Raw genomic sequence first — 13,273 nt, forward strand, 5'->3', positions numbered from 1 at the left:
GACGGTATTGCGATCTCGGTAGTGAGGCAAAGTTTAACTGCCGCGGCGCAAACAATTTTGATTTTTAAATTTAAAAAATGTCCCGTTCTGGATACACACTTCCCGTCTTTGCCTGTGCTGCTGCTGTTGCAGCTTTACACTGGTTACACGATCGCAAATCCCTAACTTTTGCCTCTGTAGATTTGATTAAACCCGCTCAAATAGCAGAAATCCCAATTGAACAGGTAGCAGGACTATCTGAGAATACAGCTTTAGCAATAACTCGCAGCGATCCTGGCGATAATCTCGACCTGACTAAAGATACACCGATTTGGGCATTGGTGGAATGGCGAGAACAGGGTGATGATGCTGTAATTATTAAAGGTGGAGAAGGGATTGGTAGGCAATTAAACGCTGATGACAAGCCGGCTATTTATGCTTATGCTCAAAGGCTGTTGCAAGAGAATTTGCAACGAATGCTAGCACCGGGGCAAAAAATCACGGTGACGATTATTTTACCTGAAGGGCGATCGCTAGCTGTTAGAACTTCCAATTCTGCTTTTGGTGTGGTTGAAGGACTTTCGCTTTTAGGCACAACTGGCATTTCTCAACCCTTAAGTACACCCGATCAGCTTGCAGTTTTTCGGGCGGAATTACAAAATAAAGCCAGTCATTTTGAAACTTTAGTATTCTGTATCGGGGAGAATGGCCTAGATTTGGCGCGTAAACTAGGGATTAATCCTGAACAATTAGTCAAAACTGCTAACTGGCTTGGCCCAATGTTAGTAGAAGCTGATGTGCTGGGTGTGAAAGAAATCTTATTATTTGGCTATCACGGTAAGCTGATGAAGCTGGCTGGCGGGATTTTTCATACCCATCACTACTTAGCTGATGGACGGCGGGAAATTTTGGCCGCGCACTGTGCGATCGCAGGTTTAAAATCACCAGATATCCAAGCCGTCTTTAACAGTGCTACCGCCGAAGCAGCACTAACACATCTAAAATCCCTAGATGCTGCAACTGGTAGTGATTGGGTAAATCAAGTTTACAGTGCGATCGCCGAAACTATCGATATTCGTTCCCAAGAATACATTCAAAGTCATAGCGAAAGCGGCACAAAAGTAACAGTCTGTGGCTCTATTCTCTTCGATCGCGATCGCAAAATTATCGTGAAGAGTAAAACTGCTGGTCTGTTGATGGGAAAATTATGTTAATTTATTATGAATAATCGTAAACAATCCAAATAAATAATCCTTTAAGTAACCACTCTAGGGTAGATTTATCGTTTTAATACCATCTCCGACTCCGGGACTTGGCAAATGCACATAAAGCCGCGTTTGTCAAGGTTTTTTATACCATTATCAGCCTGTCCAGGCTGAATAATAGCATCTCCATAGACCACAAAGCATCTACTTATCCTTAACAGATATAACTCTCCCGTCATGAATACAGCGGTGACTCTACCAACTGAACAAGCGCCCCAAACATTGGAAAATTTTGGGCGGCTTGATCGTCAATTGATTGTAATTCTGGATTTTGGCTCTCAATATTCTGAGCTAATTGCCCGTCGCATCCGCGAGACTCAAGTATACTCCGAAGTTTTGTCCTATCGCACTACTTCTGAACATTTGCGCCAACTCAATCCTAAGGGAATCATCCTCTCTGGTGGCCCAAGTTCGGTTTATGGTGAAAAGGCTCCCCATTGCGATCCAGAAATTTGGAATTTGGGAATACCCGTCTTGGGTGTTTGCTATGGGATGCAGCTGATGGTAAACCAACTCGGTGGCGAAGTGGCAAAGGCCGAGCGAGGTGAATACGGCAAAGCCTCATTATATATTGACGATCCCACAGATTTGCTCACTAATGTCGAAGATGGTACTACCATGTGGATGAGTCATGGAGACTCAGTTACCCAAATGCCATCAGGGTTTGAATTGCTAGCACATACCGAAAATACTCCCTGTGCTGCGATCGCCGACCATGAAAGGAAACTTTATGGTGTTCAGTTCCATCCAGAGGTGGTGCATTCTGTTGGTGGTATAGCATTAATTCGTAATTTTGTCTACCATATCTGCGATTGCGAACCCACTTGGACAACAGCAGCTTTTGTCGAAGATGCAGTTCGAGAAATTCGCGCCAGAGTTGGCGAAAAGCGGGTGTTGTTGGCGCTGTCTGGTGGAGTGGATTCTTCTACTTTGGCCTTTTTGCTGTACAAAGCTATTGGTGAGCAACTAACTTGCGTATTTATCGATCAAGGCTTTATGCGAAAGTATGAGCCGGAGCGATTGGTAAAGCTGTTTCAAGAGCAATTTCACATTCCTGTAGAGTATGTTAATGCTCGCGATCGCTTTTTAGCTGCGATCGCTGATGTCACAGATCCAGAAGAAAAGCGCCGCCGCATCGGACACGAATTTATCAGCGTATTTGAAGAAACATCCAAGCGCCTCGGGCACTTTGACTATCTAGCTCAAGGGACTCTTTATCCAGATGTGATCGAATCTGCTGACACCAATGTTGATCCCCAAAGTGGTGAGCGGGTAGCGGTGAAAATTAAGAGTCATCACAATGTTGGTGGTTTGCCCAAAGACCTCAGATTTAAATTGGTGGAACCACTGCGGAAACTATTTAAAGATGAAGTCCGCAAAGTTGGGCGTTCCATTGGTTTACCAGAAGAAATTGTCCAACGCCAACCTTTTCCTGGGCCTGGTTTGGCAATTCGCATCTTGGGGGAAGTCACATCTGAGCGATTAAACATTTTGCGCGATGCAGATTTGATTGTCCGGCAAGAAATTAACCAACGCGGTATGTATCATGATTTCTGGCAAGCATTTGCTGTATTGCTGCCAATTCGTAGTGTTGGCGTTATGGGAGATCAACGTACTTACGCTTACCCCATTGTTTTGCGGATTGTTACTAGTGAAGATGGTATGACTGCTGATTGGGCGAGAGTGCCTTACGATGTCCTGGAAGTGATTTCCACGCGGATTGTGAATGAAGTCAAAGGCGTTAATCGGGTGGTTTATGACATCACATCTAAGCCGCCTGGAACCATTGAATGGGAGTAATCAAGTTTTGATATGAATCTTTCATCTAATTCAGATTAGTTGTATTAGTTGAGATTCATATACAGCAGTTTGCAAGTTAATAGTCAAAGATAAAATCTAATTTACTTCTGACTCCTAATTTAAGACTTGCGGCATGTTTCCGCCTCCGCTTCAGTTATATTTCAAAATGACAATGCCGAACTGACTCGTTTAAAGCCTCGGTATTGTCTATTTTTTTGACTTTGGTATTACTAACTTTAATTTTTAAAGCATCAATCAAAATCTAAACCTGTTAAGCGAAAAAATATCTAATTTGCATAATCAAATTGAATATAACTCTTGTAGGGTGGGCAACATGAGCACCCAGATTATGCAATTTAAATATAGAACAGCTTATACCAATTCTTTATGAAGCTGCGTAGAATTCGATCCCCCCTAGCCCCCCTTTTTCAGGGGGGAACTGGAAAAACGTCTATCAAAGTCCTCCTTTTTAAGGGGGATTTAGGGGGATCAAGATATCTGCAACTTCACCTTAAGTTGGTATTAGTAATAAAGCGGTTATTAATCAGCAAGATTATTCTATAGGAATCCAGTTTGATTTTGAAAAAAATAAGTATTTGTAATGCGTTAATGTTTTGCATAGCGCACACTACTGGTGTGGCAAGCAAAAAAATTGTGCATTAGACGTAGGTTGGGTAGAACCCAGCATATATCACGATGTTGGCTTTGGCAAAGCCTCCAACACCACTTGCTACAACGCGGGGAACCCGCGCAACGCAGTGGCTCCCCAACCTACAATTTTTTTGTAACATTTTAGCTTTGATACGCGACTACGTATCTTTTCAAAAATAAAATATTATTCCTATAGAATTTCAGCTATTCGTGAGAGGTAATTTTTTAAATATAAAGGAATTTAGACACTAACATAATTTTATCTACTCAATAATTATAAATACCAATGAATAACTAATCATCAATTGGATGGTAGTTAAAAAAATTGAGTTATTGTCTAGGAAAATAGGCGCGATCGCAGTAAAATTACCAAAGGGATGGTGACATAAAAAATAATAAGCAAATTATTAGAAATAAGTTTCATTAAATCAACGTTTATGGAGATGTTATGGAACCTGCTCTTCCCCTTGCTGGCTTAAACATCCTCGTAGTTGATGATGATGATGATAGCCGTTTTTACATTACTACCGTGTTGGAAGCTGATGGAGCCGCAATTACGGCAGTTGCATCAGCAGCGGTAGCATTGAAAGTACTACCTGAGTTGCATCCAGATGTCTTGATTTGTGATATTGCGATGCCTGGTGAAGATGGCTACACTCTTATCCGCAAGATTCGGGCGCTGAAGCCTGATATTTATGGAAAACTACCCGCGATCGCCTTAACTGCTTATGGCGATAGCGAGTATCGTAGCCTCGCTTTGGAAGCAGGCTTTCAAACTCATGTGCCTAAACCGGTTGATCCAGGAGAACTAGTTGCGATCGTTGCTAATTTGGTTGCATCTTATAAAAGTTGACACAAAGATACAGGTATTGGGAATAGGGCATTGAAAAGAGGCAGAGGGGCGGGGTGCAGGGGGCAGAGGGGAAAACTTTTCTCCCTTGGGTCTTCCCCAGCCCCCAATCCCCATTACCCCTTATCCCCAGAGGGGGCTCCACCATCCCCAATCCCCAGTCCCCAATCCCTTCGTTTCAAAACTAATTTACTCAGATTTATATGCTGGTGGCTCGACGTGAATTAAGATTCTCACTGGACGGAATCGTTCTTCTAATCGGCTTTCTACTTCTTCGGTGATGTGGTGAGCGGTTTCTACATCTGCTGCATCCACTATTAAATGCATTTCAATGAACACTTGACGACCAAGAACACCGCGAGAAGCGATCGCATGACAGTTAATTACACCTGAAATATTGCGATGGGAATGTAGTAAAGACAAACAAATATAGGGAAGAGATATAGCATTGCTGTTTCTCTTCCCTATTTTTGAAATGTATTCAACTGTTCTCTCAGTTGCAGAAAAATTTGTAAGTACTTAAGAGACAAAAATTCAATTTATTCTAAACCGCCTAAACCATTAGCACCAGCACCAGCCCGAATGATAGCTGCTTGTGCGCCAATATCACCATTTGAAACAGCATCATCTAATGCTGCTGCTGCTGAAGCTACAAAAGGATTGCTGATAGTAGAAAGTGCTGTAATATCAGCTGTGCCTGGATCTATTTCCAAAGAAAGTATGGTTTCATCGTCTGTAAGTGGTGTACCAGTACCGTATAGAGGTGTAATTGTTAAAGGGCCAGGAAAGTACGCGTTATTGGGCAAAGTTAATTCACCACTAACACTGATAGAAGCGCCTGAAGCTCTAACAAGAGTTACTGCACCACGGGCTGCTGCTTGATTTGCACTTGCTGGTGCAGCCAGAATGTTACCAACGCTAACCAAACCTAACAAGCAGATGCTTCCTTTAACGATCGCAGAAATTTTCATGATTAACAAACTCATCGTGTTGTTTATCTTTGCGTTTTCAATATAACCATTGCTTTCCAGAAAACTCTCAGTAACAATACCAGAATTTTTCAAAATTTCAGCGGTCATAAATTAAAAAAACTAATAGACAAAATTGTGAGTGTGGAACTGAACGATAGCGGCAAAACCTTAATAAAAGAAAGCTATAGCGAGGCTTCTATCTATTTAATGCCTGTATAATAATTGTGGCAATAATTACCAATTTTAGTGTTTTGGAGAACAAAATCTAGAAAACAATTGAGGTAAGGCTTTAGACCGCTCATACACCATAATTCTCTGTAAATACAGCTTAATAATTCGTCACAAGTTGTCATGAAATGCCCATATCATACATAATCTTTGCTAAATCTTCAGTGCATCTTTATAGGTAGTATGCTATTGACAACAATCTGACTCCCCAGACTTATTGCGGTTCTTGTCTAGATGCAATATTTGTAGGGATGCACAACTGTATACCCCACCATATTCCACACAATTGAAACGGGCTATAAAATCTAGTTATGGGTTGGGTAGAATGATTCTCGGAAAAAAACGCTTTGCGCGATCGCGAAGCACCCGCTAGTAGTCTGTTAATAAATAATTGATAGATAAATTCCTTGTACACACGGCGATTTATCGCGCCTCTCTAACTGCGATCGCAAAACCAAAAATTTCTTAGGAGAGAGGAATGTAAGTAAGGTCAAATATTTGTCCCTAGTAGCAAGGTAGAAAATCAGCACAGCAAAAAATTGCCTCAGCGTTATGCTCAAGCACCATTTAACTTACTATATTTATTGTCCCCCAGTCCAATGGGCTACATTTGCTGCCTTTAGGTCATTATGGCAAAATCTAAGAAAAGCGCTACCCCCATCAATCTCAGCGATCCACAATATTATCTTAACCGAGAGTTAAGCTGGCTAGAATTTAATGGCAGGGTGTTACATGAAGCCTGTGACGATCGCACGCCTCTTTTGGAACGCCTCAAGTTTTTGGGAATATTTAACTCGAATTTGGATGAGTTTTTCATGGTGCGGGTTGCTGGTTTAAAGCAACAAGTAGAGGCGAAAGTTACTCTGTTAACTCCCGATGGTCGCACACCACAACAACAGTTAGACGATATTAGGTCTACCCTCATTCCCCACGTCAAGAAACAACACCAACATTTTGAGCAAGTACTTCGACCCTTATTAGCAAATAACGGCATCCATATACTGGATTACATAGATTTAAATCAAAAACAGCGAACTCATATCAACAGTTATTTTGAGGAACAAGTCTTTCCTGTTTTAACTCCTTTGGCTGTTGATCCTAGTCATCCTTTTCCTTTTATTTCTAATCTCAGTCTGAATTTGGCTGTTGTCGTCAAAAACCCAGACACCGAAGAAGAATTATTTGCCAGAGTGAAAGTCCCTAGCGTTCTACCACGATTTTTACCCATACCGCCAGAATTGGGAGATCAGAACAGCGACAAACCCACCAACTGGACTGGAGTACCTTTAGAACAGGTGATCGCTCATAACTTGGAATCTCTATTTCCAGGAATGAATATTCAAGAATATCATCCGTTCCGCATTACCCGTGACGCTGATTTAGTACTAGAAGAAGATGAAGCAGATGATTTGCTGTTAGCCATTGAACAGGAATTGCGAAAACGGCGGTTGGGTGGGAGTCCAGTCCGGCTAGAAATTCAATCCCAGACTCCTGAAATAGTGCGATCGCGATTATTGCAAGATTTAGAATTAACAGAAAGCGATCTCTACGAAGTAGACGGTCTTTTGGGACTGCGGGATTTGATGTATTTCATGGCCTTGCCATTACCAGAACTCAAAGATCCACCACGCCAATCTGTTGTCCCATTACGCCTGCAAAGGCTGAGAGAACCGAGTTTAGATCCAGATGTTTTGGAGACGGACGAAGGAAAAGACTTTTTTGCTGTGATTCGGGAAAAGGATTTGCTAGTACACCATCCTTATCAATCCTTTTCAGCTACAGTAGTGCGCTTTATTACCAATGCCGCTTACGACCCGAATGTGTTAGCCATCAAGATGACCCTTTACCGGACTTCTGGTGACTCGCCCATCGTCAACGCTTTAATTGCTGCTGCCGAAAATGACAAGCAGGTATCCGTACTGGTGGAATTAAAGGCGCGATTTGATGAGGAAAATAATATTTACTGGGCAAAACGACTAGAAAGAGTTGGAGTTCATGTTGTCTATGGTTTAGTGGGGCTGAAAACTCATAGTAAAACCGTTATGGTAGTACGGCGTGAAAAAGACCGGATACGTCGATACGTACATATTGGCACTGGTAACTATAACCCCAAAACTGCACGTGTGTATACAGATTTAGGATTATTCAGTTGCCGTGAAGAATTGGGTGCTGACATCACAGATTTATTTAATTTCTTGACAGGCTACTCCCTGCAAAAGTCTTATAGAGAGTTGCTGGTTGCGCCTGTGAATATGCGCGATCGCTTTTTGGCACTAATTAACCGCGAAATTGAAAATGTTCAAAATGGATTTTCTGGACGCATTGTTGCCAAAATGAATTCCCTAGTCGATCCAGAAATTATCGCCACCCTATATGAAGCTTCCCGCGCCGGAGTGCAAATCGACTTAATTATCAGAGGCGTTTGTTGTTTGCGTCCAGGAATCAAAGACATTAGTGAAAACATTCGCATCATTAGCATTGTCGGTCGCTTTTTAGAACACTCTCGGATTTATTATTTTCATAACAATACCCAAGAGGAAATCTATATCGGTAGTGCCGACTGGATGCGCCGCAACCTAGATCGCCGAGTCGAAGTAATTACCCCAGTCAAAGACCCAGATATTGCAAAAGATTTGCAAGAAATTATGGGAATTATGCTCGCAGACAATCGCCAAGCTTGGGAATTACAAGCCGATGGCAGTTATATTCAACGTCGTCCTTATGATGATTCTCCAGAAGCTAACTCACAAAAAATTATTATGAACATGGCATTACGTTCAACTGGTGTAGCCTCCTGATTGAGTGAAGCAATCCAACCTGCTTCGCTGAGGTTGCAGACTTCTGCGAAGCGTTAAAAAATCAGTTACTTATACCTCAATACAGTTTAGTTAAGCTTCTCTTCCTTCTCTTTCTTTGCGTCCAACTCTTACGAGACGTTGCGCGTAGCAAGATCCCCATAGGAGTATGCGTCCTTTGCGGGTGACGCTCCTAACGTCGCTAACGCTACGCTATTGCCCTTGGCGTCTACGTTAAAAAAAGTTGTGCGATTCGTTGCTTAGTGAATCACGGTATCAGCCCGTACATAACTAAGCCAGCCTGACAGCAGATTACTGTCATTAAAGGCTGAACTCTCGGTCAGATGCAAGTGCAAGTCTTGCCATTCCGACTCAGAATTGACTCCTTACCTGCCCACACCGAACAAGCTCGGTTCTTGTAGAGTGAAGCTGGGAACAGGGCGCAAACAGACAGCCGTTGCGGGCTGACACTGGCGCTAACAGGGAGTTCCTACGGCGAAACCGGGTCTAGAAAAGCAACTTACGTAAAAGCAGGGCGCAACACAAAAATCCCTGACTTCACTGGAGAATCAATTCCCGCCGCATTTTAACTTTGATAGCGGCAAGAGTCTAGGGAATCCAGTAGTTGAATTGACCACGCCTAAAGGAACTATCAATCTCTCCGAGGGAACGAATAAAAACGAGTTGTGGGTCTAGGGGCTTTTCGTTCCCCAAGTAGCCCAGACGAGCGGAGGAATCCCCATCCCTAAGAAAGACGGGACTACCAGAATGCTTAAGATACCTACCATCGCGGATAGAGCTTGGCAATGCCTCGCAAAATACGCACTAGAACCAGCACACGAAGCCACTTTCCACGCCAGGAGTTACGGGTTCAGAACTGGGCGCTCTGCCCATGATGCACAAATGTACATCTTTGATAACCTACGCTCACAAAGCAACGGAATAGATAAAAGAGTTATAGAACTCGATATCGAAAAATGCTTTGACAGGATTAATCACTCAGCAATAATGGACGAACTCATCGCCCCTAAAGGCTTAAAACTCGGAATATTCCGATGCCTCAAGGCGGGGGTTAATCCAGAATTCCCCGAACAGGGTACACCTCAAGGGGGAGTAGTTAGTCCACTATTAGCAAATATCGCGCTCAACGGAATCGAAGATATTCACAAATATCATCGAGACTACAAACGGGGAAGGAGAATAACAGACAATACCTCAGAAAAGCATATTGTCGAACCATCGATCCGATACGCGGATGACATGGTTATTATACTCCGACCCGAAGATGACGCAATAGAGATACTTGAGAGAATCAGCGAGTTTCTCCGCAAACGCGGAATGAATGTAAGCCAAAAGAAAACCAAAGTTACCGCCACGACAGATGGGTTTGATTTCCTCGGATGGAACTTTAAAGTCCAGAAAAACGGAAAGTTTAGAAGCACTCCCTCGGTGGACAACTTCAAGGCATTCCGTAAGAAAGTAAAACACATCGTCAACAACTCGAACTATGGTGCTACCACAAAGGCTGAGAAATTAGCCCCGGTAGTTAGAGGCTGGAGAAACTACCATAAGTTCTGCAAGATGGACGGGTCTAGAAACTCGTTATATCACATCGAAAAAAGAGCTTACACGGTATTCAGCAAGGAAACCAAGCAAGACCGCTATTCTAGCAAGAAATTACTAGACAAAGCATTCCCAACAGTTTCCTACTCCGAAAACAAACATGTTTCTGTCAAAGGAACTAAATCACCCTACGACGGAGATACAACCTACTGGAGCGAACGCAAAAGCAAGCTCTACGGCGGCGGAACCTCTATTGCTCTTAAAAAGCAAAACCATAGATGTGCTTCCTGCGGCTTAAAGTTCATTGATGAGGAACGGGTTCACCTGCATCACATTGATGGAAATCATGCCAACTGGAAGAAAAATAATCTTGAAGCAATTCATGAGAGTTGCCACGATTACAAACACATGAGCAAAGGCGCAAGCTAAGAACATCGGAAGCTGGGTGCGGTGAAAGTCGCACGCCCAGATTTAACTGAGAGGTGCGGGGAATAATATCCTCCATCGACTCAACCACTTTGACAAAGAGTAAAGCCTTAACCCAAGCGTATTGACTTATACCTTGATAACTAGCTCAACTTAGTTATTTTTGGAAAACCGGAATTTTTTGAGCAGTTGTCTAGGTATTTTGTCATGGGTTCACACAAGTTATTCAACCATAGGATAGAGTCAGTGCTGATACTTGTTCTCATAAACTAGAGGGGTTACTCTGAATAAATTTGTCTTTCCCCTCAATGTTAATGTTATCCTGTGAGCTTTCTACCTTGCGTGTTCTAGTAGTTGATGACCACGAACTGACTCGTTTAACCTTACAACTGGTTTTTTCTTGCCAGGAAAATATTCAAGTAGTGGGTTTAGCTAGTAATGGTGAAGAAGCTATAGAAATGGTTAAACGTTGCCATCCTGACGTAATTGTTCTAGATTTACAAATGCCTATCATGGATGGCTGGAGTGCGTCTAGTCACATTAAAGCTATATCTCCCAACACCCAAATCCTTGCTTACTCCTCAGTGGAAGACGTGAATTTCCACGGTACAAAAGAAATGTCTAGCTTTGATGACGTTTGTAAGAAAGATGTACCTACAAGTGAACTTATTGCCTTAGTTAGACAATTAGGTAAGCGTGCAGGAGATGATTCAGCAGCAGGATAAACCGATTAAGCTATGTTGCTTCGCCAACTCAGGTTTAGTTTAATTCTGGGGATTTGAGGACATGATAGTAATGAAAAGCGTCGGTATAGCCTGAAGTTGAGGGTTAAACCGACGCAATTTTTGATATTTTCTACTCTACAGGAATGGTGCGTCTAAATTCATCAATTAATTCATCTAGTTCTTCCAAAGCTTGATTTACGTCAACTCTCAAAGTTCCCAGGTTTGGTTGTTCCAGTAAGCTTAACAGGTACTCCCGTTTACTTTGAACTGCGACAATTCGTTCTTTTATAGTCTGTAAATCCATTATTTTTTCCTATCTTTAACTACCTTTAAATTTAAAGTTAACTCAAAATTTAATATTTTGGCCACTATACGCCCTTAGTAGTCCACGAGAGTAACTTTTCTTTGTTAGAAACTCTCTGTATCTTCCGTAACCCGACTCATACGTGTCAAAGAGCTAGGACAAACAGAATTTGCCCTTTTAACTCAGCTAAAAAACATCTAATTTGCAGAATCGAATTAAACATAACTCTTGTGGGGTGGGCAACATGAGCGCCCAGCTTATGCAATTTAAAGATGGAACAGTTTACCAGATACGAACGATGTTCTTCCCTAATTTGTTGCTCATAGCCGATGATAATAAAACTAAGGTATTCTGACTTTATACTAATTTAAGCTCATGCTACGCCAAATCTCTTTAGGAACACTCGGTTTAACTATCGGCGGTATATTAACCGTCATTGGCTTCATCGCCTATGCTGATAATAATGCCACACTCAATCTTGTCGGATTTTTTTACGGGATTCCTCTATTGTTGGGAGGGCTGGCGCTAAAAGCTAATGAACTTAAGCCAGTACCTTTTAGCCAAACGACATCACCTTCAGCATTGATACTACGCCAGCAGCAAGCAACTGAAACTCAAAATAAAATTCGCAAAGACATCACCCGATATTGCTATGGTCAAGACGCTCATCTAGATACAACACTTTCTTTTCTAGGTTTGAGTCCCACAGACCAGGAACGACCAACCGTAACAGGGTTGCGAGAAACAGAAGTGAATGGGAGCTATGCCCTAATTCTAGAATTTGATTCACCGCTAATACCATTTGATGTGTGGCAAAAAAAGCAGGAAAAAATGACTAATTATTTTGGCCCTGGATTAGAGATTCAAATAACACAGCCGTCTGAAAATACAATTGAGCTAGCGCTGATTAATACTCAAAAAGAGTCCTTAGTCAGTAGTCAATAACAAAAATTATTGTTACTCTAACTCCATGCCTTTATCTACAATTTAGATAGCCGACTTCTTGAAGAAGCCGACTATCTAGGCAGTTTAGGCAAGTAGGATTCCACCTTACTAACTATTGAAAAATTTGTTTTTTGGGATTTTCTTCATCACTGACCAAAAAGTTACTTTTCTAAACGAACTGCATACCACTGTAAATATTGTCCAGGGCCGATATCTAATTCGCAAGTGGTGTCGAGCAAATATTGTGCTTGAGCTTCCACAGTATCCAAGTTTTGTAGGTCAGGCGCCAAATCTTGAATTATGAGTTTTTGAAGAGTTGTTTCGAGCTTTTTTAATAACTCTGATAGTGTCAGAAATTGTTCTGGTTGATTGGTTTCTAGAACAACAAAGTTATCCTGCTGATACATTAATGAGTCGGGCATTTTAAGGATTTAGTGGAGGTAAATAGTTTTGGAGTTTTTTGAAACAATTTTTTGTTGTTTGTTTAGTTAATAAGATGGCAATTTTAATGTGCAGTCTGTGGATAAATTTTAAAATTTAGTTGTTCAATATATTAATTTAATTTTAGTATATTTGTATACATTTTTTAACAAAAAATCTATTTCTTTATAACTCAATATTCTGAATACAACTAAATAAGAATTTTTACTTAATTTATTAACCTAGAGTCAATGCATAATCAAGCCTTGTACAGGCTTAATCTCAACTTTATATAATTATACTAAACCCCAGCAAACCTTACCGGATAGACTGAATAAATTTAAGTCAGCC

At 41.6% G+C, this 13,273-nt stretch carries 10 protein-coding genes and 1 pseudogene; 7 read left to right on the plus strand and 4 right to left on the minus strand.

All coding sequences use genetic code 11. From position 1 onward, the window contains the following. Positions 1–77 precede the first annotated feature (77 nt). From cbiD to HWQ39_RS21245, 3 genes are all read left to right on the plus strand, one after another. Positions 78–1,193: a cobalt-precorrin-5B (C(1))-methyltransferase CbiD gene (gene cbiD / locus HWQ39_RS21235; RefSeq protein WP_292849304.1), complete on the plus strand. Its 1,116-nt coding sequence runs from the start codon at positions 78–80 to the stop codon at positions 1,191–1,193. Positions 1,194–1,421: 228 nt separating this feature from the next. Then, positions 1,422–3,044: a glutamine-hydrolyzing GMP synthase gene (gene guaA / locus HWQ39_RS21240; protein WP_292849306.1), complete on the plus strand. Its 1,623-nt coding sequence runs from the start codon at positions 1,422–1,424 to the stop codon at positions 3,042–3,044. A gap of 1,099 nt (positions 3,045–4,143) precedes the next feature. Beyond that, positions 4,144–4,548 carry a response regulator gene (locus HWQ39_RS21245; protein ID WP_292849308.1) on the plus strand — a complete coding sequence of 135 codons (405 nt, stop codon included), beginning with the start codon at positions 4,144–4,146 and terminating at the stop codon, positions 4,546–4,548. A 186-nt stretch (positions 4,549–4,734) separates the two neighbouring features. Here the strand turns inward: HWQ39_RS21245 and HWQ39_RS21250 are convergent. Beyond that, positions 4,735–4,935 (minus strand): annotated as a pseudogene (locus HWQ39_RS21250) (cation transporter dimerization domain-containing protein); the annotation flags it as partial. 149 nt (positions 4,936–5,084) lie between these two features. Then, positions 5,085–5,624 carry a hypothetical protein gene (locus tag HWQ39_RS21255; protein WP_292849310.1) on the minus strand — a complete coding sequence of 180 codons (540 nt, stop codon included), beginning with the start codon at positions 5,622–5,624 and terminating at the stop codon, positions 5,085–5,087. A gap of 749 nt (positions 5,625–6,373) precedes the next feature. Between HWQ39_RS21255 and ppk1 the strand changes: the two genes are divergently transcribed. From ppk1 to HWQ39_RS21270, 3 genes are all read left to right on the plus strand, one after another. Further along, positions 6,374–8,542: a polyphosphate kinase 1 gene (gene ppk1, locus HWQ39_RS21260; protein WP_292849312.1), complete on the plus strand. Its 2,169-nt coding sequence runs from the start codon at positions 6,374–6,376 to the stop codon at positions 8,540–8,542. Positions 8,543–9,274: 732 nt separating this feature from the next. Next, positions 9,275–10,531: a reverse transcriptase domain-containing protein gene (locus HWQ39_RS21265; protein ID WP_292849540.1), complete on the plus strand. Its 1,257-nt coding sequence runs from the start codon at positions 9,275–9,277 to the stop codon at positions 10,529–10,531. 305 nt (positions 10,532–10,836) lie between these two features. Next, positions 10,837–11,253 carry a response regulator transcription factor gene (locus HWQ39_RS21270; protein ID WP_292849314.1) on the plus strand — a complete coding sequence of 139 codons (417 nt, stop codon included), beginning with the start codon at positions 10,837–10,839 and terminating at the stop codon, positions 11,251–11,253. Between the two features lie 130 nt (positions 11,254–11,383). Here the strand turns inward: HWQ39_RS21270 and HWQ39_RS21275 are convergent, their stop codons facing one another. Beyond that, complete coding sequence (locus tag HWQ39_RS21275) at positions 11,384–11,557, minus strand: hypothetical protein (RefSeq protein WP_179066585.1); 174 nt, start codon at positions 11,555–11,557, stop codon at positions 11,384–11,386. A gap of 375 nt (positions 11,558–11,932) precedes the next feature. Between HWQ39_RS21275 and HWQ39_RS21280 the strand changes: the two genes are divergently transcribed. Further along, a complete protein-coding gene (locus HWQ39_RS21280) occupies positions 11,933–12,502 on the plus strand; it encodes a DUF2854 domain-containing protein (protein ID WP_292849317.1) in 570 nt (189 codons plus the stop codon). Between the two features lie 161 nt (positions 12,503–12,663). Here the strand turns inward: HWQ39_RS21280 and HWQ39_RS21285 are convergent, their stop codons facing one another. After that, positions 12,664–12,924 carry a chlororespiratory reduction protein 7 gene (locus tag HWQ39_RS21285; RefSeq protein ID WP_292849319.1) on the minus strand — a complete coding sequence of 87 codons (261 nt, stop codon included), beginning with the start codon at positions 12,922–12,924 and terminating at the stop codon, positions 12,664–12,666. Positions 12,925–13,273 lie beyond the last annotated feature (349 nt).

Origin of the sequence: Nostoc sp. NMS8, from assembly GCF_017115045.1 — a bacterium.
Taxonomy (GTDB): domain Bacteria; phylum Cyanobacteriota; class Cyanobacteriia; order Cyanobacteriales; family Nostocaceae; genus Nostoc.

Excerpts from the sequence above, each read along its gene's own strand:
- cbiD (WP_292849304.1), top strand. The coding sequence starts at position 78 with ATGTCCCGTTCTGGATACACACTTCCCGTCTTTGCCTGTGCTGCTGCT.
- guaA (WP_292849306.1), top strand. The coding sequence starts at position 1,422 with ATGAATACAGCGGTGACTCTACCAACTGAACAAGCGCCCCAAACATTG.
- HWQ39_RS21245 (WP_292849308.1), top strand. The coding sequence starts at position 4,144 with ATGGAACCTGCTCTTCCCCTTGCTGGCTTAAACATCCTCGTAGTTGAT.
- HWQ39_RS21255 (WP_292849310.1), bottom strand. The coding sequence starts at position 5,624 with ATGACCGCTGAAATTTTGAAAAATTCTGGTATTGTTACTGAGAGTTTT.
- ppk1 (WP_292849312.1), top strand. The coding sequence starts at position 6,374 with ATGGCAAAATCTAAGAAAAGCGCTACCCCCATCAATCTCAGCGATCCA.
- HWQ39_RS21270 (WP_292849314.1), top strand. The coding sequence starts at position 10,837 with ATGTTAATGTTATCCTGTGAGCTTTCTACCTTGCGTGTTCTAGTAGTT.
- HWQ39_RS21275 (WP_179066585.1), bottom strand. The coding sequence starts at position 11,557 with ATGGATTTACAGACTATAAAAGAACGAATTGTCGCAGTTCAAAGTAAA.
- HWQ39_RS21280 (WP_292849317.1), top strand. The coding sequence starts at position 11,933 with ATGCTACGCCAAATCTCTTTAGGAACACTCGGTTTAACTATCGGCGGT.
- HWQ39_RS21285 (WP_292849319.1), bottom strand. The coding sequence starts at position 12,924 with ATGCCCGACTCATTAATGTATCAGCAGGATAACTTTGTTGTTCTAGAA.